The sequence below is a fragment of the Dechloromonas sp. HYN0024 genome, assembly GCF_003441615.1.
In the GTDB taxonomy this organism is placed as follows: Bacteria; Pseudomonadota; Gammaproteobacteria; order Burkholderiales; family Rhodocyclaceae; genus Azonexus.
The window spans coordinates 3172090-3194064 of the sequence record NZ_CP031842.1 but is presented as its reverse complement, the minus strand read 5'-3'; the positions used below and the strand labels follow the sequence as shown (position 1 = coordinate 3194064).

Annotated in this window: 19 protein-coding genes; 8 read left to right on the top strand and 11 right to left on the bottom strand. The window is 60.6% G+C overall.

What is annotated here, in order from left to right:
• The first annotated feature begins 90 nt into the window (after nucleotides 1–90).
• Nucleotides 91–282, top strand: a complete 192-nt coding sequence (locus HYN24_RS15405; protein WP_117610084.1) for a YjfB family protein — start codon at nucleotides 91–93, stop codon at nucleotides 280–282.
• Here the strand turns inward: HYN24_RS15405 and HYN24_RS15400 are convergent.
• Nucleotides 272–1078, bottom strand: coding sequence for an alpha/beta hydrolase (locus tag HYN24_RS15400; protein WP_117610083.1), 807 nt, complete (start codon nucleotides 1076–1078; stop codon nucleotides 272–274). The genes HYN24_RS15405 and HYN24_RS15400 overlap by 11 nt on opposite strands.
• A 60-nt stretch (nucleotides 1079–1138) precedes the next feature.
• Here HYN24_RS15400 and HYN24_RS15395 point away from each other — a divergent pair, with 60 nt between their 5' ends.
• The gene (locus tag HYN24_RS15395; RefSeq protein WP_240327691.1) at nucleotides 1139–1336 is read left to right on the top strand and encodes a DUF2905 domain-containing protein; all 198 of its coding nucleotides are present in this window, start codon (nucleotides 1139–1141) and stop codon (nucleotides 1334–1336) included.
• On the opposite strand, the gene HYN24_RS15390 is transcribed toward HYN24_RS15395, so the two are convergent.
• The 4 genes from HYN24_RS15390 to HYN24_RS15375 form a co-directional block, all read right to left on the bottom strand.
• Nucleotides 1301–2539 (bottom strand): multifunctional CCA addition/repair protein, encoded by a 1239-nt coding sequence (locus HYN24_RS15390; RefSeq protein ID WP_117610081.1) that lies wholly within the window; start codon nucleotides 2537–2539, stop codon nucleotides 1301–1303. The genes HYN24_RS15395 and HYN24_RS15390 overlap by 36 nt on opposite strands.
• A 19-nt stretch (nucleotides 2540–2558) precedes the next feature.
• On the bottom strand, nucleotides 2559–3521 hold the full coding sequence (locus HYN24_RS15385) for a complex I NDUFA9 subunit family protein (protein ID WP_117610080.1): 963 nt from the start codon (nucleotides 3519–3521) through the stop codon (nucleotides 2559–2561).
• A gap of 75 nt (nucleotides 3522–3596) precedes the next feature.
• Nucleotides 3597–5675 (bottom strand): DUF1631 family protein, encoded by a 2079-nt coding sequence (locus HYN24_RS15380; RefSeq protein WP_117610079.1) that lies wholly within the window; start codon nucleotides 5673–5675, stop codon nucleotides 3597–3599.
• Between the two features lie 9 nt (nucleotides 5676–5684).
• Nucleotides 5685–7616, bottom strand: a complete 1932-nt coding sequence (locus HYN24_RS15375) for a lytic transglycosylase domain-containing protein (protein WP_117610078.1) — start codon at nucleotides 7614–7616, stop codon at nucleotides 5685–5687.
• A 14-nt stretch (nucleotides 7617–7630) separates the two neighbouring features.
• Between HYN24_RS15375 and HYN24_RS15370 the strand changes: the two genes are divergently transcribed.
• Nucleotides 7631–8212, top strand: coding sequence for a 5-formyltetrahydrofolate cyclo-ligase (locus HYN24_RS15370; protein WP_117610077.1), 582 nt, complete (start codon nucleotides 7631–7633; stop codon nucleotides 8210–8212).
• Here HYN24_RS15370 and HYN24_RS15365 read toward each other — a convergent pair.
• From HYN24_RS15365 to ilvA, 6 genes are all read right to left on the bottom strand, one after another.
• Complete coding sequence (locus HYN24_RS15365) at nucleotides 8193–8483, bottom strand: hypothetical protein (RefSeq protein WP_117610076.1); 291 nt, start codon at nucleotides 8481–8483, stop codon at nucleotides 8193–8195. The two genes, HYN24_RS15370 and HYN24_RS15365, sit on opposite strands and share 20 nt — an antisense overlap.
• Nucleotides 8480–9610, bottom strand: coding sequence for a MalY/PatB family protein (locus HYN24_RS15360; protein ID WP_117610075.1), 1131 nt, complete (start codon nucleotides 9608–9610; stop codon nucleotides 8480–8482). The genes HYN24_RS15365 and HYN24_RS15360 overlap by 4 nt, the downstream gene beginning before the upstream one ends.
• Nucleotides 9607–10539 (bottom strand): cysteine synthase A, encoded by a 933-nt coding sequence (gene cysK / locus HYN24_RS15355; protein WP_117610074.1) that lies wholly within the window; start codon nucleotides 10537–10539, stop codon nucleotides 9607–9609. The genes HYN24_RS15360 and cysK overlap by 4 nt, the downstream gene beginning before the upstream one ends.
• Nucleotides 10523–11341: an EAL domain-containing protein gene (locus tag HYN24_RS15350; RefSeq protein WP_117610073.1), complete on the bottom strand. Its 819-nt coding sequence runs from the start codon at nucleotides 11339–11341 to the stop codon at nucleotides 10523–10525. The genes cysK and HYN24_RS15350 overlap by 17 nt, the downstream gene beginning before the upstream one ends.
• Before the next feature lie 9 nt (nucleotides 11342–11350).
• The gene (locus HYN24_RS15345) at nucleotides 11351–12346 is read right to left on the bottom strand and encodes a sulfate ABC transporter substrate-binding protein (protein WP_117610072.1); all 996 of its coding nucleotides are present in this window, start codon (nucleotides 12344–12346) and stop codon (nucleotides 11351–11353) included.
• 104 nt (nucleotides 12347–12450) lie between these two features.
• On the bottom strand, nucleotides 12451–13983 hold the full coding sequence (gene ilvA, locus HYN24_RS15340; protein WP_205421404.1) for a threonine ammonia-lyase, biosynthetic: 1533 nt from the start codon (nucleotides 13981–13983) through the stop codon (nucleotides 12451–12453).
• 38 nt (nucleotides 13984–14021) lie between these two features.
• Between ilvA and HYN24_RS15335 the strand changes: the two genes are divergently transcribed.
• From HYN24_RS15335 to HYN24_RS15315, 5 genes are all read left to right on the top strand, one after another.
• Complete coding sequence (locus HYN24_RS15335; RefSeq protein ID WP_117610070.1) at nucleotides 14022–14447, top strand: YqaA family protein; 426 nt, start codon at nucleotides 14022–14024, stop codon at nucleotides 14445–14447.
• On the top strand, nucleotides 14447–15796 hold the full coding sequence (gene chrA / locus HYN24_RS15330; protein ID WP_117610069.1) for a chromate efflux transporter: 1350 nt from the start codon (nucleotides 14447–14449) through the stop codon (nucleotides 15794–15796). Before HYN24_RS15335 ends, chrA begins: the two co-directional genes overlap by 1 nt.
• A 99-nt stretch (nucleotides 15797–15895) precedes the next feature.
• On the top strand, nucleotides 15896–19771 hold the full coding sequence (locus HYN24_RS15325; RefSeq protein WP_117610068.1) for a DUF3683 domain-containing protein: 3876 nt from the start codon (nucleotides 15896–15898) through the stop codon (nucleotides 19769–19771).
• Between the two features lie 108 nt (nucleotides 19772–19879).
• On the top strand, nucleotides 19880–20320 hold the full coding sequence (locus HYN24_RS15320) for an HIT family protein (RefSeq protein WP_371413215.1): 441 nt from the start codon (nucleotides 19880–19882) through the stop codon (nucleotides 20318–20320).
• Nucleotides 20321–20323: 3 nt separating this feature from the next.
• The gene (locus tag HYN24_RS15315; RefSeq protein ID WP_117610067.1) at nucleotides 20324–21928 is read left to right on the top strand and encodes a hypothetical protein; all 1605 of its coding nucleotides are present in this window, start codon (nucleotides 20324–20326) and stop codon (nucleotides 21926–21928) included.
• Nucleotides 21929–21975: the final 47 nt, after the last annotated feature.

Sequence of the window (21975 nt, the reverse complement as noted above, 5' to 3'; positions counted from 1 at the left end):
TTATCCGAGTTTTTCGGATTTTGTCATTGATTTGGCAAACAGTTCGACTACAGTAGAGTAATAATGTGTCCGAATCGGAGCGAAAGCAAGATGGAAGTATCTTCTTTAGGTGGTTTGAGTTCTGCGCTGTCGCAAGTGGATTCGAGAGATGCCGTGGGTACGGCGGTGCTCAAGAAGGCGATGGACATTCAGGCTCAGAACGCGATGCAGTTGCTGGAAGCCTTGCCGAAAATACCGAGCAACCCGCCCAATCTCGGTAATTCGGTAGACGTCAGGGTTTGATTTCTTCCAGCCAGTCGCGTAAGTGAGCAACGACGAGCGGCCATTCTTTCTCATGGGTCACGGCGTGGCCCATGTGGCGGAAAATGTGCACGGGCTCGCGATAGCTGTGTCCGGTTGACTGGACCAGAAAGGCTGGTACCAGTACGTCTTCCTCCGCCCCCAGGATGAGCATCGGCGGGCGGTGCATGGCGTAGAGATTGGGCAGGCTGAACATTGACATGTCCCATAGCGCGCGGTGCGACTCGGGTTGCATCCGGCTTAGCCAGGCGGCCAGCATGGTTTCATCGACCTCGCCGGCGAACAGCGCTTCGCGCAAGGTGCCGGTATCGGTGTATTTGCCGTCCATGATCTGATTGATTTCCTGGAACAACTGCGGCTTGTTGAACATCAGATGAAACTGTGACGCAATCAGGCCTTGTGGCGGCACGGAGCAGATCAGTGCGACGCCCGGTGCTTCCCGATGTTCCAGATATTTCTGGACGATAAAGCCACCCATCGAATGGCCGATCAGAATCGGTGGCTCGCCGAGCCAGTCGACGATCGTTTTGACGTCATCGACATAATCCGCGACGGAATGCCAGTTGATCTGCTCACGTCCGGCGCTCCCCCCGTGGCCGCGCAGCGATAGCGCGTAGCAGGGAAATCCGGCCTTGGCCAGAACCGGCATGAAGGTTTCGGTCCACATCCAGCCGCCGGCAAAAGCGCCGTGGACGAAGAGCAATGCCGGCTTGGTGGTCTTCCGTGAGGGCAGGCAGGAGTAGACTTCAAGTCCGTCGACAATTTGTGTTTTTAGCATGGGGCTCAGTTCAGGGTGAGGCGTGATTTAATGCGGCTTTCACCCTGCGGTGCAAGGCAAATGCTGAAGTGGATTCTGACGCTGGTGGTGGCCATTTTTCTGCTGGGCATCATCGGCCCGCATCTGGCGCGTTTTATACGGTTCGGCAAACTGCCGGGAGACTTTGCATGCCGCTTTCGTGGCCGAAATTACACCTTTCCGGTGGCCAGCACGATCATTTTTTCATTGTTGCTCTGGCTGCTCTCCCGGATCATTTAACAATACCCTGAGGGCATTGACCCGCGCCGCGTGAACGCGTTCGGGAATCTTCGCCTTGTCGGTACAGGCGAGCGCTATCTTGCCAGCCTCTACGGCATTTACGGCAGCCAGTGCGGCGAGCAGGTAATGCGGGCTGGCGTATGGGCGCTCCTCCCAGCCGAGACGGCCGGTAAAGTCGCACAGGCAGGCCTCAAGCAGTTGCCGAAAACGTTCCGGCCGGCGCAATGCATCGGTCTTTTCGAACAGGCTAACGATGGTGTTTGCCTTGAGGTCGGCCGAGCGATGGACGTTGCCGTGATAGCGGGCCATGAGTAAGGCCAGATCGCGACAGTCGCCGGGGACGCGCAGGCGGGCGCAGAGCTTTTCGCTGAGATCGACGCTACGCTCTTCATGGCCGATATGCCGGGGCAGGATGTCAGCGGGGGTCGTCCCTTTGCCAAGGTCATGGGTCAGGGCCGCAAAGCGTACGGGCAGGGTAAAGCCCCGTTTGGCGGACTGGTCGACGACCATCATGGTGTGAATGCCGGTATCGATTTCCGGGTGGTAATCGGCTCGTTGCGGCACGCCGAAAAGGGCATCGACCTCAGGTAACAGGCGGGCCAGCGCCCCGCAGTCGCGCAGCACGTCGAACATGCGGGATGGCGTTGCTTCCATCAGGCCGGTCGCCAGCTCCTGCCAGACGCGCTCGGCGACCAGATGGTCAACCTCGCCACTGGCGACCATGTGGCGCATCAAGGACAGGGTTTCCGGGGCCACCGTAAAATCGCTGAAGCGGGCGGCAAATCGGGCGATGCGCAGAATCCGTACGGGATCTTCAGCGAAGGCCGGTCCGACATGGCGGAATATTTTGGCGGCCAAATCCTGTTGGCCGGCGAAGGGGTCGATCAGGCTGCCATCTTCTGCCTTGGCCATGGCATTGATAGTCAGGTCGCGACGGGCAAGATCCTCTTCCAGCGTGACATCGGGTGCCGCGTGAAAGGTAAAGCCATGATAGCCGTGCCCGCTCTTGCGCTCGGTACGGGCCAGGGCGTATTCCTCCTGGGTCTGCGGATGAAGGAATACCGGGAAATCCTTGCCGACCGGACGGAAACCCTGTTTCAGCAGAGCTTCCGGGGTGGCACCGACGACCACGTAGTCGCGGTCGGCGTTAGGCCGACCGAGCAGTTCGTCACGGACTGCTCCGCCGACGATGAATATCTGCACGGTCGCGGACTGCGCCGCCTTAACGACCGGCGCGATAGCGGAAGCTGTCGAGCTTGCCCTTGGGCGTGTTGAGCGCGATGTAGGTCGGGGCAATGGCTTCGACAGCCGTCGGACGCCAGTTGGCGGGCTGCTTGCTGCCGGCTTCGGCCACACTGTCCTTCTCCATCGAGCGCAGGTTGTCCGGCGAGAGCATCGGGCTGGGGGCCAGCCACATCAGACCGGCCTGCAGGTAGGCCCAACCTTCGGAGAGCGGCAGGATGGTGGCAGAGCTGCCGGCCAGTTTCTTGGTGTAGTCGACCAGCTCGCGTAGCGAATAGGTCTTCGGACCGACCAGTTCATAGGTCTGACCGTAGGTCGACACATCGTGCAGGCAATCGACAAAGGCATCGGCGACGTCGGCCGCCCATACAGGCTGGAAGCGGGCGTGGCCGAAACCGAGCGGGAAGACCGGGAGTTTCTTGAGGAGGCTGGCGAACATCGACAGGAAAGAGTCGCCCAGACCGAAGATGACGGAAGGACGGAAGACCGTGACATCGAGTTCTCCCTGGGCTGCCAGCACGATGGCTTCGCCGTCGCCCTTGGAGCGTAGGTATTCGGACGGGCCCTTGGGGTCGGCGTTGAGGGCACTCATGTGCACCAGACGGCGGACACCGGTGGCCTTGCAGGCGGCGACGATCTTTTTCGGCAGTTCGACGTGGGCTTCAGCGAAATCCTTGCTGTAGGGCAGAATTACGTCGCGGCTGTGGAGGACGCCGACCAGGTTGATCACGACATCGTGACCGCGCATCAGTTCGGCCAGGGTCTTTTCGCAGCTGATATCGGCTTCCGGCATGGTAACGCCCGGCTGCATGATCAGCGCCTTGGTGCGCTCACGGCGACGTGTCGGTACGGTCACCTCGATGCCGTGTTGCGACAGACGGTTGACGATATAGGTACCGACGAAACCGCTACCCCCCAGCAGCAAGACCTTTTTGATGTCCATTTTGAACCCCGGAAACTGGATACGTAAAACTCGGATTTTAAGGCAATTTGCCCGTTTTCGGGCAGACCTCTGCCGTCAGTTCGCTGTTGTTTGTCGCAGGGCGAGGCTGGCAGCTCTTTCGAACAAGGATCTGGCCGAGGCAATGTGGGCCTCTCCGGCCCGTAACTGGCGGTCGAGAATGGCCGGATGGATGGCGATGACCAGACCAGAACCGACATCCGGGTTGAGCAGCAAGAGGCGTCGGCTGATCGGCCCGATGTAGCAGAGCCGGGCGACCCGCAACGTGCCATCGGCCAGTGCAAACTCGACCCAGTCGCCCTCCTTGCAAGGCAGCGAGCGGCTAGGGGCGGGCTGGAAATGGAGGTAATCGAGGGTGGTCAGCGTCTGCTCACCCAGTGTGAGCTCACCACTGAGCGGCGCCCCGGCATCGCCGGCAAAGCTGCCGGCGAACAGGTCGGTGCCCTGCTCTTCGCTGGCGGCGGGCGTTGCGGTAGCGCGTAGCGCCCGGGTTTGTAGCTCAAAACATTTGTCGAGGAAGTCCGTTTCGGCTTCCGGCGATACGCTGACGCGATCCATGCCGGTCTTCAGGCGTTTCAGGATGTCGGGAAGCCGGCGGGCCAGGGTTTTGCGTTCATCCGGGTCGGCTTTTGGTTGTATCGTCCACAACAGGTCGGTGATGATGGCCAGGCTTTCCTGCCACTCGCTGCTGGCTTCCCCGTGTTCCAGCCAGATCGTCTGGAGGAGTTGGCTCCAGGTGTTTTCGAGAAAGTTGCGGATAGCCAGGGGCGGCCTGGTCATGATGAACTTTTCCACGGCCAGCCCTGCTGCAATGGCCGCCGCGTCGCGCCGTTCGAGTGCATCGATTAGCGGCAGATAGGGGCTTGCGGCGGCGGCTATGGTGGCATTGCGCTCAGTGATCAGGGCATCCAGTTCAGCCTGAGCAGTGTCGAACGCACTCATCGCGCCACTGTGTTCGCTGCGCAGTTCGGCGGCGATTTCAAACAGGCGGGCGCACACCGCGTGGCGACCCGGCACGTCGCTGGGCAGGCCGAGAACAGCCAGCCCCATGCGGTCAATGACCAGGCGGGCCGGGTGCTGCTCATTGGCGAACAGCGAACTGTCCTTCATGGCGACCTTGAGCAGGGTAATTTGGAGGCTGGAGATGACGGCCTTCAGGGCATCGGGCAAGGCGGGATCGGCGAAAATTTCCTCGAAGATCATGGCCAGGGTGTCGATGGCCAGACCTTCGCTGGCGGTGCTGGGTATGCCCAGCTCGCTCGATTTGAGAACTTTGGGCTGGCTGATCGTTCCGTCTGCATCGAACAACCCGGGAATCAGGCTTTCCAGGGCCATGGCGGGTTGTGGCGAAGCAGGGCTACGGCGATCGAGTTCATCGAGGCGCTGCATGACGCGTTCAAGCATGGCCTGATTGAGGAGCGAGGCCGCCGCCCCACCGCTTCCACCACCACTCGGCTGAAACTGGATCGCCTCGCTCATGCCGGGGATTCGGGCGAGTAGTGTCTGCTGCAGCGCGAGCAGGGCATTTTCGCGAATTGTTGGGGCATCGGTTGTGACCGGGCCTTCCTGGCTACCGATAATGGTCGGCTGGGCCGGTTCGACGCCACCCCGGTCAAGAAAATCGTTGATTTCGGCATAGAGTGCCGGCAGTCCTTCGATCAGGCAGGCTTCGATACGGTCGAGCAACTCGAGTTTCTTGTCGATCGCGGCGGCCCCGGCTGCCTCGAACATGGCATTCAGGCCCTGAGCGATGCCTTTGGGCCCAATCGGGTTGGCGATTTTCGGCAGATCCGGGCGGCGCAGCAGGGTCACGAAGCGCAAATGGGTGCGCCACAGGCTGCCACCGGTCGATTCGTACAGCCGGGCACTCAGGTTGTCGAGGCGGATACCGAGTTCGAGATCGTCCTCGCCGACCAGGGTGATACGCGACGAGGTGAGTCCGTCGGCTTCTTCGGCAAAGGTGCCACGCCGGTCAGTGGTGGTCATTTCGTCGAAATAAGCCGCCGCGCCATCTTGAATGGCCTGGACGGCTCGGCCGGAGACCAGGCCGCTGTGTTGCAGCAAGGAGCCGAGATGCTTCAGGAAGAGCGCCCGAGTATCTTTCAGGAGATGGAAAGAGTCCGCTACCACTGCCATATCAGTTTCCTAGGGTAAGTCCGCATCCTTCATGCCGTCGGCGGTCTTGGCGCCGACCACGCCGAGGCGCGTTTTCAGGGAGTCTGCCTTGCCGTTGAATTGAGCCGAATAATAAACCGCATTGCTCATGACTTTCTTGACGTAGTCGCGGGTTTCGCTGAACGGGATGGTTTCCGCGTAGATTGCCCCTTCGAGCGGCCGGTCGGCCCGCCACTTCTTGGCCCGGCCAGGGCCGGCGTTATAGGCAGCCGAGGCAAGGACCGGATGGTTGTCGAGGTTTTCCATGACCAGGCGCATGTAACTGGTGCCAAGAAGGACATTGGTTTCGGTGTCGTGGACTTTGCCCTGGCTGAAATCACGCAGCCCGATCTTGCGGGCGACCCATTTGGCGGTGGCCGGCATCAGCTGCATCAGGCCAGAGGCACCGACATTCGACTTGGCGCTGGTGATGAACCGGCTTTCCTGGCGCATCAGCCCGTATACCCAGGCGTCATCGAGCGACTGGTTCTGGGCGGCCGGGCGAACGTGTTCACCGTAGGGGGCGAGAAAACGCAGTGAGAAATCGTGCTCCGCTTTCGTCTTGTCGGCAGTGTTGATGGCCCGGTCCCAGATCTGGTTCCGCTTGGCCAAGTTGGCAGCGGCCAGCAATTCACGGTCGTCCATGCCGCGTAGCGACCAGTTCCATTCCTTGACTGCTTCGGTGCGCAGGTCGATGCGGAAGAAAGCCAGAGAGCGACGGATGCCCGGGTTGTCGCGGGCGGCTTTTTCTTCGTCGGCTGTCGGTGCTTTGGCCTTCGGCGGGGGCAAGACTTCCCGGCCTAGTTCCTCGTCAGCGAGATTGCCGTAGAAATTAGTCTGGCCGGCGATTTTTTCAAACAGCGCATCGGCTTCTGTCGTCCGTCCTCCGGCCTTCAGTGACCGGCCGAGCCAGTAGGTCCACTCGGGTTTCGCGGCGAGTTCGACCGGCATGGCCAGGATGGTGTCGCGGACAACGCCCCACGCCTGGGCGCGAAGGGCGGCACGAACCTTCCATTGGGCCCCTTCATCCGATAAAAGTGTCTTGCCGGCACTGGCGTACCACTCGCCTGCTTCTGTCATGTGCTTTTTTGCGCCTTGCAGGGCAATCTGGCTGGACGCCCATTGGCGTTCGGAATCCTGCAACTTGCCCTTGATCTTTTCCAGCTCGTCGGCGGCAACGCGGGGATCGTTGGCGGCCAGACGGGCGATGGCGAAGGCGGCCAGTTCGCGCCCGGGCCGGCTGGCGGACCAGCCGTTGGGCAGGCGGGCAAGGTGGCTGGTTGCGCTGCTGATGGCGCTGTCAAAAGCACGGCTGTCGGGAATCTGGCTGTCCGGCAGGTAATTCAGCGTGGTTTTGGCCCAGCCGGGGCGGTTGGCTTCTACCTGGCGGCGGGCGCGGGCCCAGATTTCCTCTGGCGTGATCAGTGTGCTGGCAGCTAGTGCATCGATGATCGGCCGACAGGTTTCCGGTGGCTCGAGCATGGTTAGCCAGAGCTTTTCGGCTTCGGTCAGGACGTTACGGTCATCACGGGCAATCCGCGCCTGTTGGCCGAGGCAGATGATGTCCGGCTCGGGAGCGAGCATTTTCGGAAACTCGGCGTCGACCTCGGCCCACATCGAACGTCTGGCCAGCCAGCGAATCCATTCGGCCCGCAGCTTTTCGGCGACAAAGCTACCTTCATTGCGTTGCAGGAAGTCGCGCAGGTTGTTGGCGTTTCCCTGGTCCATCCACATGCGTAGCCGGTAGTTTTCGACATACGGTGCCAGTTCATGGTTGCCGAGCTGGCTGGAAGCACGCTCCAGCTTGTTGATGTCGCCGGCGCGGAAAGCATCGCGGGCGGTCAGGAAAGCGTTGTCGCCACCACCTGCCGCGACGAGTGAAAAGGGAAGCGCGAGGCAGACGAGGAAGATGCGAAACTTCATGCTAGATTAAGGCCATGGTTGAACCTGTTGAGGATAACACGGGCTGGCGCCGGGCATTGCGGCGTGAAATGGTGATGCGGCGCTCAACGCTGAGCGATGCCGCACATGCTGGCTTGTCGGCGCGCATCGTTGCCCATCTGCAGGCCGCTTTGCCGCGGCCCCGTATTGTCGCTTTTTGCTGGCCGATCAAACACGAGCCCGATGTCCGGGCGGTCATTGATGACTGGACCCGACTCGGGGCAATGGCGGCGCTACCGGTCGTGGTCGCCGAGAATTTGCCGCTGGCCTTTCGTGCCTGGACATCTGAAACACCGCTGGAACCGGATCGCTACGGAATCCCGACCCCAGTTGCTGGTGATTTCCTGCAACCCGACCTGATCCTGTTACCGCTTAATGGTTTCGATCGGGCGGGGTATCGCCTCGGCTATGGCGGCGGCTATTTTGACCGGACCCTGGCCGCGCTATCCCCTCGCCCGCTGGCTGTCGGCGTCGGTTTCGAGATTAATCGTCTCGACAGCATCCGTCCGGAAAGCCACGATCAGCGACTCGACTGGATCGTCACTGAGGCTGGTTGTTTCAGGGTTTCTGGCAGCTGAGCAGGTACACGGCGAAAGCCGTAGCCAGCCCGCCGAGCAAGGCCAGAACGGCCTGGCTAAAATCATAAAGTCCCGTTTTCGCCGCCAAACTGAGCGTATTGCTGTGGTGCAGGGCGAGGAGCAGTGCCCCGATGCTGAAGGCGATCCACATGCGCCGGCGGTTGCCGGGCAATTGCTGCTGCAGCGACCATTTCAGGGCAAATCCCCCGATCAGTGTCTGGCACAAGGCGGCAGCGAAGAGAAGGACAATGCTCAGGAGGTAGGTATTCATGCGGCCCGGCAGGCGATGCTGAAGCGTTTAAGTGCTTCTTCAAGGGTGCTGCGCGGGCAGCCGAAGTTCATTCGCAGCCAGCCCGGTGCCCCGAAGTCGGCACCATCGGAGAGGCCCAGGCCATGGGCTTCGAAATGCTCGGCGGGCTTGACCAGCCCGAGTTCGCGAACATCGATCCAGGCCAGGTAGGTGGCTTCGACCGGGGTCATTTTCACGCCTTTTTCCTGGCTGACCGTGGCAAATACCAGATCGCGGTTGGCGCGCAGATAATCAATCAATTCATGGTGCCAGTCCCCGCTGTCGCGGTAGGCGACTTCGCAGGCGGCCAGCCCGAGCACATTGACGTGCGGCACGATGCCGGCCATGGCGCGCTCAAAGCGGTGACGCAGTTTGGCGTCGGGAATGACAGCGAAAGCGCAACCGAGGCCGGGGATATTGAAGGTTTTTGACGGTGCCATTAACGTGATGCTCCGTTTGGCGGCCTGCGCCGACAGACTGGCAAACGGAATATGGCGCTTGTCCGCATCAAGGACCAGGCCGCAATGGATTTCGTCGGAGCAGACGACAAGGTCGTTGGCTTCGGCAAAGGCGGCGAGGTCGAGCAGTTCATCCCGGTTCCAGCAGCGGCCAACCGGATTATGCGGGTGGCACAGGAGGAAAAGCCGGGTTGCTGCGGTCAGTGCCGATTTGAGGGCGGCATGATCGAAACGCCAGCCGTTCTCGGTGCGAACCAGTTCGGCGCGGTGGAGTGGGCGGCCGGAAAAATAGGGTGCGGACAGGAAAGGCGGGTAGATCGGCGTCGCCGTCAAAACCTCGCCATCGACGGCCCGGCAGGCGATGTTAAGTCCGCTGACCAGACCCGGCAACCAGACGATCCATTCTGGCTCGATACGCCAGCTGTATTCAGTTTCAAGGTGAGCGAGTACTGACTCCGTTAACGATGGCCAGGGGCCGCCATAACCGAATACGCCATGTTCGATGCGCCGCTGCAGGGCCGCGATGACCGGCGGCGGGGCAGCGAAATCCATATCCGCCACCCACAGTGGCAGGATATCACGACCGGCGTACTTGCCCCATTTGATGGAGTCGGAGTCGCGCCGGTCGATCGGCGTGTCGAAGGTGCTCAAACCTCTAGATGCTGGAACAGCACGGTCGACAGATAGCGTTCGCCGCAGGACGGAATGATGACCACGATGTTCTTGCCGGCATTTTCAGGGCGGGCGGCCACTTCCCGGGCTGCCCAGCTTGCCGCTCCGGACGAGATGCCGACGAGCAGGCCTTCCTCGGTCGCCATGCGGCGGGCCATGGTCAGGGCGTCGTCATTCTTGACGCGGATCACTTCGTCGTAAATGGCTGTATTGAGCACGGCCGGGACGAAACCGGCGCCGATGCCCTGAATCGGATGTGGTCCCTTCTGGCCACCCGACAGCACTGGCGAGGCATCGGGTTCGACCGCGATGACCTGCACCTTCGGATTCTTGGCCTTGAGGGCCTCACCGACCCCGGTCACTGTGCCGCCTGTGCCGACGCCAGCGATGAAGATATCAACCTGACCATCGGTGTCGCGCCAGATTTCCTCGGCTGTCGTGCTGCGGTGCACGGCCGGGTTGGCCGGGTTTTCGAATTGCTGTGGAATGAAATAGCGGCTGTCGGTGGCAGCCAGTTCCTTCGCCTTGTTGATGGCCCCGCCCATACCGTCCGGGCCGGGGGTCAGAATCAACTCGGCACCGTAGGCCTTGAGCAGCAGCTTGCGTTCGCGGCTCATGGTTTCCGGCATGGTAAAGGCACATTTGACGCCGCGCGCCGCGCAAACCATGGCCAGTCCGATGCCGGTATTGCCGGAAGTCGGTTCAAGCACTACGGTATCCGCTCCGATTTTGCCGGCGGCCAGCGCCGCGTCAAGCATGGCGACCGCGATACGGTCCTTGACGCTGCTCCCCGGGTTAAAGAATTCCAGCTTGGCGAGCACGGTAGCATTACAGCCGTTGGTGACGCGGTTAAGGCGAACCAGCGGCGTATTGCCGACCAGCCCGGTGACATCATTGGCGATTTTCATGGGGGGCTCCGAAAGGCGATGCGTGATTGTAGGCGAGTCTGCGCTTGCCGTGGGTGGGGCGGCAATCCGGTTCGGGTGAGCCGAATAAGCTGCCTTGGCCAAGATCAACGCCGGCGGCACAGGCTTGTTCGTACTGTCGACCGCTGTCGATGCCCGTCAGTTCGAGCAGGATGCCGGCCGGTTGGGCTGACGGTAATGAATGGCGTGCCTCAACCGAGTCGCGTTGCACGATATCCGGTGCCAGCGCCAGCAGCGTCTCGGCCGGTAGTGGCCCGCTCAGGGCTAGCCGGTAGCCGCGCTGACGGTAACTGGTCAGCGCATTGGTCAGCCGGGTTCGTTCACCGCAGGCTGTGGTGTTGATCTGCAGCACGATGTCCTCGGGTGCCAGACCGCAGCGTTTCAAAATCGCCTCATAAACCAGCCCGTGCTGGTTTTGTACGGCGAGCAGGTGGCGTGGATGGACCGCCATCTGCAGGTAACCGCCGGCGACCTGCTGTTGGGCGAGAAAATTGAGGGCGTGGAGGGTGCGGCAGAGGCGGTCGAGATGGATGACCGAGGCGGGTGTTTCGCAGGCTGCATAGACCTCGGCTGCGCTGATCGCGCGGCCATCTTCGCGCCGGACGAGCAGGTGGGCCTGATGTCCGACGACGCGCTCCTGCCGCAGATCGACAATCGGCTGGAACAGCGAGCTCAGTCGGTAGCCATGGTGCCAGGCTGCTGCCCGCGGACCATCCAGATACAGGGTGCTTTCCCCGGTGGTGTCAGCGACATTGAAGTAGCGGATCAAGTCGGTCAGCGGCATGGCGCCTCCCTATTTTTTCAGATAAATCTGGTCGAAGGTGCCGCCGTCGGCGAAATGTGTCTTTTGCGCCTTCTGCCAGCCGCCAAAAGTATCGTCGATGGTGACCAGCTTTATCTTCGGGAACTGTGCTGCGTACTTCGCGGCCACCTTCGCATCACGCGGGCGGTAGTAGTGTTTGGCAGCGATATTCTGGCCTTCATCGGAATACAGGTAATCGAGATAGGCCTGGGCGGTGAGCCGCGTACCGTGCTTCTCGACCACCTTGTCGACCACGGCGACCGGCGGTTCGGCGAGAATCGACAGACTGGGGGCGATGATCTCGAACTTGTCCTTGCCGATTTCATTGACCGCCAGTTGTGCCTCGTTCTCCCAGGCGATCAGCACGTCACCGAGGCCCCGTTCGACGAAGGTGGTGGTCGAGCCGCGGGCGCCCGAATCAAGCACCGGGACGTTTTTGAAGATGGCGGCGACCAGTTCCTTCGCCTTCTGCTCGTTGCCACCCGGCTGCTTGAGCGCCCAGGCCCACGCGGCGAGATAATTCCAGCGCGCCCCACCGGATGTCTTGGGATTCGGCGTGATGACGCCGACGCCGGGCCTGGCCAGATCCCCCCAATCCTTGATGGCTTTTGGATTGCCCTTGCGGACAAGAAAGACGACGGTCGAGGTGTAAGGCGAGGAATTGTTCGGGAAGCGCGTCTGCCAGTCGGCCGGGATCAGCTTGCGCTCAACCAGCGCATCAATGTCGTAAGCCAGGGCCAGGGTAACGACATCAGCTTCCAGGCCATCGCGCACTGCCATCGCCTGTTTGCCCGAGCCGCCATGCGACTGGCGAAAATTGATCGCCTGCCCGGTCTTGGCCTGCCAATGTTTGGCAAAGGCAGCGTTGTAATCCTTGTAGAGCTCGCGCGTCGGGTCGTAGGAGACGTTGAGCAGGGCGGTCTGGGCGACGGCACTGGTGATGCCGAGGATCAACGACAACCCGAAAAAGCGGCCAAATTTCAACATTTCAAACTCCAGTCAATCGAGAAAAATCTCGGAGGACTGGAGTCTAGGTAGTGCGAGTTATTCTGTAAAAGAATCAATAATCACAAAATTATAACCAAAAAGAATTAGCCGAGAAAAAGCTTGTAGGCCGGGTTCTGGCTTTCATCCCAGTGCGCGTAGCCGAGGTTCTTCAGGAATTCCTTGAACTGTCCCATGTCGCTCGGCGGCACTTGCATGCCGACCAGTACCCGGCCGTAGTCGGCACCGTGGTTGCGGTAATGGAAGAGGCTGATGTTCCAGCCGGCACTCATCTGGGTCAGAAAATTCATCAGCGCACCCGGCTTTTCGGGGAACTCGAAGCGGTAGAGCAGTTCGTGCAGGCCCTTTTCGCAGACCGCCGGGGCGTGTCCACCGACCATGTGCCGGATGTGATTCTTGGCCATTTCGTCGTCGGTCAGGTCGAGCGTCGGGTAGCCGTGCTTTTGCAGGCTGTCGACGAGCTTCAGCGATTCCTTGCGGTCGGCGACCTGGACGCCGACGAAGACGTGGGCTTCGCGCGCCGTGTGGTAGCGGTAATTGAATTCGGTGACATTGCGCTTGCCGATCAGGGACAGGAATTTCTTGTAGGCCCCCGGCTTCTCCGGCAGCGTCACGGCAAAGACGGCCTCGCGCTGTTCGCCAAATTCGGCGCGCTCGGCGACAAAGCGCAGGCGGTCGAAATTCATGTTGGCACCGGAGGTGACGGCGATCAGGTTCTTGTCTTTCAGCTTGTGCTGACGGGCGTACTCCTTCGCGCCGGCAACGGCCAGCGCACCGGCTGGTTCGAGAATCGACCGGGTGTCTTCGAAAACGTCCTTGATCGCGGCGCAGATGGCATCGGTGTCAACGAGGATGACTTCGTCGAGATATTCCTTGCACAGGCGAAAGGTTTCCTCGCCGACATATTTGACGGCAGTGCCGTCGGCGAACAGACCGACCTGTTCGAGGCGGACGCGATGGCCCTTGGCCAGCGACTGCTTCATGGCATCGGCGTCAAAGGTTTCGACGCCGATCACCTTGATTTCCGGACGCAGGCGCTTGATGTAGGCGGCGACCCCGGCAGCCAGGCCGCCGCCACCGATGGCGCAGAAGACAGCGGTGATCGGGCCGTTGTGGCGCGAGTGCTGACGGAGGATTTCCATGGCGACGGTGCCCTGCCCGGCAATGACCTCGGGATCGTCGAAGGGGTGCACGAAGGTCAGCTTTTCGCTCTTTTCCAGCTCGACGGCGTGGGCATAGGCTTCATCAAAGGAGTCGCCATGCAGGACGACTTCGCCGCCACGTGATTTAACGGCATCGATCTTGATGCCAGGTGTCGAGGTCGGCATGACGATTACGGCCCGGCAGCCCAGCTTCTTGGCCGACAGGGCGACGCCCTGCGCATGATTGCCGGCCGAGGCGCAGATGACGCCGCGTTTCATTTTTTCAGCCGACAGGCTGGCGATCTTGTTATAGGCGCCACGTAGCTTGAATGAAAACACCGGCTGCATGTCTTCGCGTTTAAGTATGATCTTGTTGCCGACCCGGGCGGAAAGGTTGCTGGCCAGGTCGAGCGGCGTTTCAATCGCCACATCGTAAACCTGAGCATTGAGAACTTTTTCGAGATAATCCGGGTGCATTGGGCGCAACTCATTAAGGCAAAAGGGAGATTCTACGGGTGGAGTGGCTAAACGTCACGGCAGAAAGCGGCCTTTGGGGCCTGCTGGCCGCCAGTTTTCTTTCTGCCACCGTGTTACCCGGTGGTTCAGAGGGCCTTTTGTGGGGATTTTTAAAACTCCATCCGGGTGATTACGGCCCGGCCCTGATGTTGACGACGCTGGGCAATACCGCCGGGGGGATGACGTCATGGTGGTGTGGCCGATTTTTACCCGACTGGAAGCGACTGGAGAGTCTGCCCCATCGCGACAAGCTCGAACGCTGGGGTAGCCCAGCCCTGCTGTTTGCTTGGGCGCCGCTGATTGGCGATGCGTTGTGCCTTGCTGCCGGCTGGTTGCGTCTGCACTGGTTGCCCTGCTGTCTGTTCATGGCCATCGGCAAGTTCACCCGCTATTGGCTGGTAGCCCAAACAGCGCTGGCTGCCTGATGCCCGAATTTTCTCCGCCTGCCAAAGTCACTTTCCGCGAAGCCTTCATCTTCTGGCTGAAGCTTGGTTTCGTCAGTTTTGGTGGGCCGGCCGGGCAGATCGCGATGATGCATCAGGAACTGGTTGAGAGGCGGCGCTGGTTGTCGGAGGGCCGCTTCCTGCATGCCCTCAATTTCTGCATGGTGCTGCCCGGACCGGAAGCCCAGCAACTGGCTACCTATATCGGCTGGCTGATGCATAGGACCTGGGGCGGCATCGTCGCCGGTACGCTGTTCGTGCTGCCGTCCTTGTTCATCCTGATCATCTTGTCGTGGCTATACATCGCCTATGGTGAAACGACCCTGGTCGCCGGTCTGTTTTTCGGCATCAAGCCGGCGGTTACGGCGATCGTGTTGCAGGCGGCGTGGCGCATCGGCTCGCGGGCGCTCAGAAACAAGTTGTTGTGGGTGATTGCCGGGGCAGCCCTGGTCGCCATTTTTGTTTTCGCCACCCCATTTCCGGCGATTGTGACTGCTGCTGCCCTGATCGGTTATCTCGGGGGGCGGTGGCGACCGGGTTATTTCAAGGCGGGCGGCCAACACGGTGGAAATGGCAAAACCTGGGGGCCGGCGCTGATCGATGATGGCACGCCGACACCCGAGCACGCCTTGTTCGCCTGGCCCCGCCTGCTGACCGTGGTCGTCATCGGTGCCGGGCTGTGGGCGTTACCGATGGGCTTGCTCACCGCCCTGTTCGGCTGGTCGCATACGCTGACCCAGATGGGCTGGTTCTTTACCAAGGCTGCCCTGCTCACCTTCGGCGGGGCCTACGCTGTGTTGCCTTACGTCTATCAGGGGGCGATGACGCATTATGGCTGGCTGACACCGACCCAAATGATCGACGGACTGGCGCTCGGGGAAACGACGCCGGGGCCGCTGATTATGGTCGTTGCCTTCGTTGGTTTTATCGGCGGCTACCAGACGCCACAGATGCAGGCGCTGTTCGGGCCGGACCATCTGTTCCTGGCCGGTGCGGTGGCCGCTGTTCTGGTGACGTGGTTCACCTTTCTGCCCTCCTTCGTGTTTATCCTGCTGGGTGGACCGCTGGTGGAAACGACGCATGGCAATCTGAATTTCACTGCGCCGCTCACCGCGATAACGGCTGCCGTGGTTGGGGTTATCGTCAACCTGGCGCTGTTTTTCGCTTGGCACGTGCTCTGGCCACAGGGTTTCTCCGGCGGTTTTGCGCTGGTTCCGGCCATCATCATGACGCTCGCCGGTATCGCCCTTTTCCGCTATCAGCAAAGCGTCATGCGGGTGATCGTCGTTTGTGCGCTGGGTGGACTGTTGCTCAAGATGGCCGGCGTGTAAGGAAGCTGAACCTTTGGCGGGCTGATCACGTCTACCTGTGCCCGCGTCCTGCCCCGCAATACGCTAAAATTCACCTTTTGACGGACCCCGGCTGCTTCCATGACTGCCCGCCTGCGCGAAATACCCTACAACTACACCTCGTTTTCCGATCGCGAGATCGTTATCCGCCTGCTTGGCGCCGACAATTGGGCAGTGCTCGACGAGCTTCGCTCCGAACGCGTTACCGGCCGTTCGGCCCGCATGCTCTACGAGGTGCTGGGCGACATCTGGGTCGTGCAGCGCAATCCCTATCTCGAAGATGACCTGCTTGATAATCGCGAACGTCGCGATGCGCTGGTCAACGCCCTGCACCACCGCTTGTCGGAAGTCGAAAAGCGCCGTGCGGCGACGGAAGGCGAGGATATGGAACGGGCTGCCAAGGTCAAGCGCCTGGTCGATGCAGCCCGCAATGCGGTCAATCTTTTCGCCGAGCGTTTTGGCGAGACCTGGGATCTGCGCCGCAAGGTGACGCGTATCCTGAGCAAGCATACGCGCAAGGACAATATCGCTTTTGATGGCCTGGCCCGTGTTTCGCACGTCACCGATGCGACCGACTGGCGCGTCGAATATCCCTTCGTCGTGCTCAACCCGGATACCGAGGAAGAAATTGGTCATCTCGTGCGTGGCTGTATCGAAGCCGGCCTGACCATCATTGCCCGTGGCGGCGGCACCGGCTATACCGGCGGCGCTGTGCCGCTGACCCGTTATGCGGCGGTGATAAATACCGAAAAGCTGATCGATATCGGTCCGGTTGAAGAACTGGTCCTGGCCGGTCATGAAACGCCGTATGCGACCATCCGCACTGGCGCCGGCGTCGTCACCGACCGCGTTTCGGAAGCCGCCTCGCTTGCCGGGCGTGTCTTCGCAGTGGACCCGACCTCGGCCTCGGCCTCGTGTATCGGCGGCAACATTGCCATGAATGCGGGCGGCAAAAAGGCCGTGTTGTGGGGCACTGCGCTGGATAACCTGGCCTGGTGGAAGATGGTCGATCCGGACGGCAACTGGCTGGAAGTCGAACGAGTCAATCACAACTACGGCAAGATCCACGAACAGGAAAACGTCGAATTCCGTCTGAAGCGTTTCGACCCGAGCGGCAAGAAGCTGATTGGTGAGGAAATCCTCACCATGCCGGGCGCGGCCTGCCGCAAGATCGGCTTGGGCAAGGATGTGACTGACAAGTTCCTCGGCGGCATTCCCGGCGTCCAGAAGGAAGGCACTGACGGCATCATCGTCGCCGCCCGCTGGGTGCTGCACAAGATGCCGCCGGTGGCGCGCACGGTTTGTCTCGAGTTTTTCGGCCAGGTCCGCGAAGCGGTGCCGGCCATCGTTGAGATCACCGATTATTTCAAGCCGGGTGGCGCCGGCCATGCCGCCGGCGTCCAGTTGGCGGGGTTGGAACATCTCGACGAACGCTACGTCAAGGCCGTTGGCTACGCGACCAAGGCCAAGCGCCACGGTCGGCCGAAGATGGTGCTGATTGGCGATCTCGTCGGCCACGACGAAAACGCCGTCATGGCTGCGGCTTCGGAAGTCGTGCGCATGTGCAACCTGCGGGCAGCCGAGGGTTTCATCGCGGTCAATGCTGAAACGCGCAAGAAATTCTGGCTCGATCGTTCGCGCACGGCGGCCATTTCCCGCCATACCAATGCTTTCAAGCTCAATGAAGACGTCGTTATCCCGTTGCCGCGCATGGGGGACTACTGCGACGGCATTGAGCGCATCAACATCGAATTGTCGACGCAGAACAAGCTGGCGTTGTGCGATGCCCTGAGTGCTTTCCTCAAGGGCGACCTGCCGCTACATCGGGGCGACACGACGCTCGACACCGATGTGTTGATCGGCGATCGCCGGCAGGCCGCCATCGATTATGTCGAGGCTGTCCGCCTGCGCTGGGAATGGCTGCTGGAAAATCTCGACCTGCCGTTGGCCGAGGCCGAGTCGCGCTTCGCCTCGTATGGCGTGCAGGCCGGTGAACTGACCAACCGGGCAGAAAATCCGACACTGTTCCACCGCCTGCAGGATTACTCCGTGCGGGTGTCGTGGAAGCAGGAGTTGCATTCACGGCTGGCCAAGATTTTCGACGGTGGCGTTTATCGCCCGATCATCGAGCGCATTGAAGCTATACACAAGGAAGTTCTGCGCGGCCGCGTTTTCGTCGCTCTGCATATGCACGCCGGCGATGGCAATGTGCACACCAACCTGCCGGTTAACTCCGACAATTACGAGATGTTGCAGACCGCCAACAAGGCGGTCGAGCGCATCATGCATATTGCCCGCTCGCTCGATGGCGTCATCTCCGGCGAACACGGCATTGGCATCACCAAGCTGGAGTTTTTGACCGAAGCCGAACTCGGCCCCTTCCGTGCCTACAAGCAGAAGGTGGACCCGGAAGGCCGCTTCAACAAGGGCAAGCTGATGCCCGGCGGCGATCTCGGCAATGCCTACACGCCCTCCTTCAGCCTGCTCGGCACCGAGTCGCTGATCATGGAACAGTCGGAGATCGGCAAGATTTCCGACATGGTCAAGGACTGCCTGCGCTGCGGCAAGTGCAAGCCGGTGTGCTCGACCCATGTGCCGCGTGCCAACCTGCTCTACAGCCCGCGTAACAAGATTCTCGCTACTTCGCTGCTGGTTGAAGCCTTCCTTTATGAAGAGCAGACCCGGCGTGGCATTTCGCTCAAGCATTTCGACGAATTCAACGATGTGGCCGACCATTGCACGGTCTGCCACCGCTGCGTCAAACCCTGCCCGGTCGATATCGACTTTGGCGATGTCTCGGTTGCCATGCGCAACTTCCTGCGCAAGCAGGACAAGAAGCGTTTCAGCCCCGGCACCATGGCCGCGATGACCTATCTGAACCTCAAGGACCCGGCGACCATCAAGCTGATGCGCGGCGTCATGATGGACTTCGGTTTCAAGGCCCAGCGCCTCGCCCACAAGGCGGCCAAGGCGATCGGCCTCGTTCAGGACAGCCGCGCCCACCCACCGGCCACGGTCGGTGCGCCCAGCGTCAAGACGCAGGTCATTCACTTCCTTAACCGCCCGATGCCGGGCAACCTGCCCAAACGCACCTCGCGCGCCCTGCTCGACATCGAGGACGACAAGGTCATCCCGGTCATCCGCAATCCGCACAAGACAACCGAAGAATCCGATGCCGTGTTCTATTTCCCGGGCTGCGGGTCCGAGCGCCTGTTCTCGCAGGTTGGTCTGGCCACGCAGGCGATGCTCTACGAAGCCGGCGCCACGACCGTGCTGCCACCGGGCTACCTGTGCTGCGGTTACCCGCAAACCTCGTCGGGTGATGAGGACAAGGGCCAGAAGATCACCACGGACAACCGCGTGCTCTTCCACCGGGTGGCCAATACACTGAATTATCTCGACATCAAGACGGTGATTGTTTCATGCGGAACGTGCATGGATCAGTTGCAGAAATACCAGTTCGAGAAAATCTTCCCCGGCTGCCGCCTGCTTGATATCCACGAGTACCTGATGGAAAAGGGAATCAAACTTGATGGCGTCAGCGGTACGCGCTACATGTACCACGATCCCTGCCATACGCCGATGAAGGTCTATGCCCCGCTCGCCGTGACCAAGTCGCTGATGGGCCAGGAAGTGCCCCTGACCGACCGCTGCTGCGGTGATGCCGGTTCCTTCGCCTATTCGCGCCCGGATGTCGCAACCCAAGTCAAATTCCGCAAGCAGCAGGAAATCGAATCGGGGGCGGCCAAGTTGCGGGCCGACGGGTTTACCGGTGACGTCAAGATTCTGACGTCCTGCCCGGCCTGTTTGCAGGGGCTCTCGCGTTACGACGATGATGCCGGAACCAAGGCCGATTACATTGTGGTCGAACTGGCCAAGCATCTGCTCGGTGAGAACTGGATGGCCGATTATGTCGGCAAGGCCAATACGGGTGGCATTGAGCGCGTATTGCTTTAAATTTTGACAGTTTTAGTCACCGACTGTGAATTTGTTCTTTTTTCTGGTCGGTGACTTGTGGTATTTAACTACGGTGACTAACTTTTAATCTCACCGGAGTGACATCGCGTGGAACTCGGCAGTCAGCCCTGCGAATTGTGCAGCATGCCCGGCGGCGCCCTTTTGTGGCAGTCGGCCCATTGTCGCGTCGTCAGGGTCGATGATCCCCACTATCCGGGCTTTTGCCGCGTCATCTGGAATGATCACGTGCGCGAGATGACCGATCTTGCGCCCGCCGATCAAGCCTTGCTGATGCGCATTGTCTTCGCCGTCGAAACGGTGGTGCGTCAATTGTTTACGCCGGACAAGATCAATCTGGCGAGTTTTGGCAATATGGTGCCGCATGTACATTGGCATGTCATTCCGCGCTGGCGGGATGACCGGCATTTTCCTGAACCGGTCTGGGGTAGCGTCCGGCGGGAAGGTTTGGTGACCCGCCCAGCGGTAAGCGATGTAGTTCTGGCCGAGGCGGTGTCTGTTGCGCTGGCAAAATTGAATCAGTCTGGATGAATCATGACTACGACCCATATTGAATTGCCTGTTGTATCCGATCTGCGCAGCGGGATGGATTTTCTCGCGCAGTTGTCGCTGGCCAACCCGGTCGTTGCCGAGCAGCAGTTGATGGCCTTCATTGACGCCCTGCTCGATACCCAGCCTGACCCCGCCATCCTCCTTGCCTTGCTCGAACAGGCACGGGTGCCGATGAGCTTCGTCGAAGAGGAAATGGCCCGGCGTTATCACAACAAGGCAATTCCGCTGGGGGACGAGGAAGAGTCCTATTTCCAGCAAGTGGTTGCGGCCTGGCGCAAAATGGGCAAGGCCTATGCGTTGTGTGCCCGCCTTGAAAAGCCGGCGTCGGCCGATCCGGAATTTGTCGCGACAATGGCGCTCATTCTGCATCGCTGCCTCTATTACACCGGTATGGTCATCCTTGAGCACTATCGTGCCCGCCGTGATCTGCCGCCGGGCATCTGGCTGGATTTGCATGGCTACTACGAGACAGCCGAAGAATGGGGTATTGCCCATACCCCGGTTGAGGATGTCCTCGAAAACAGTCTGCAGGCAACCCATTGTGCCGCCGCATACATAACCCTGCTGCTCATCGATATTGCCAGTCCCTACAGCAATAGCGTCCGTAATCTCAACCTGATCCGCCGCTGGGCCGGCATGTGGGCACCCCTGGTTTCGATTCATCGGCTGGAAGATGACCTTGAGGCACCGGCCTACGTCATCGAGTTGATGAAGGATCTGCCGCTGCATCCAGCCGGCGTCGCCGACGATCCGTCAACGGACACCAGGCGTCTCGATACGACCCGCCTGAGCCTGCAGATCAATCACATGCTAAGCCAGCTTCGCCAACGGATCACGCCATCGCAACTGGGTCTTGGCGAGGAAACCGGTGGCCATGTCATCGCGCTGCTTGATCACCTTTCCCGGCCCTGGAGCCAGTCGGCGTCGCCGCGTCGGTTCCGTCGATTCAACACGGCGGGGATAGCCAAAGTGGCGGTTGGTTTCGATGCCATGCATTTTTGTGTGACCGGCAAGGAGTTCACCCAGCCGGATTCTGCCGCTGCCTTTTCGCGCGGCGAGTTTGATCAGTTGTTCACCTTCGGCGAACGAGCGGAGCCGGGGCAGACACTGGCCATCAAGCCACAGGTCACCTTTCCGATTGACGAGTGGTCGGTCATCAATCATTCCGCCAATGGATTCCGCCTGGCCCGTAGCTGCGCAGGGATGCGCGTATCGCATGGCGAACTGATGGTTGTCTGTCCGCATGATGGCGAGCAATTCCTTCTCGCCCAGACGACCTGGCTGATGCAGGAAGATGATGGCGGGCTGATTGTTGGCGTCGCCACCCTGCCCGGCCTGCCAACCGGCATTGCCGTCCGCGTGGCCGGGGCCAAGGAGGGAAATCACGAACGCTTCGTTCGGGCTTTCCTCTTGCCGGCCTTGCCGGCGATCAGGGAAGAGGGGTCTATTGTGCTGCCGCCGGGCATGTATCAGGCAAGCCGGATACTGGATGTTTTTTCCGGTGATGAAGCGCCCTGGCAACTCCGTATGAACCATATTCTGCAGCGTGGTGGTGATTACGACAGGATCAGCTATCAGGTGGTTTGACTTATCCCGGTAACGCTCGGGGGCGAGTGCGCTAAACTAGCGTTCTC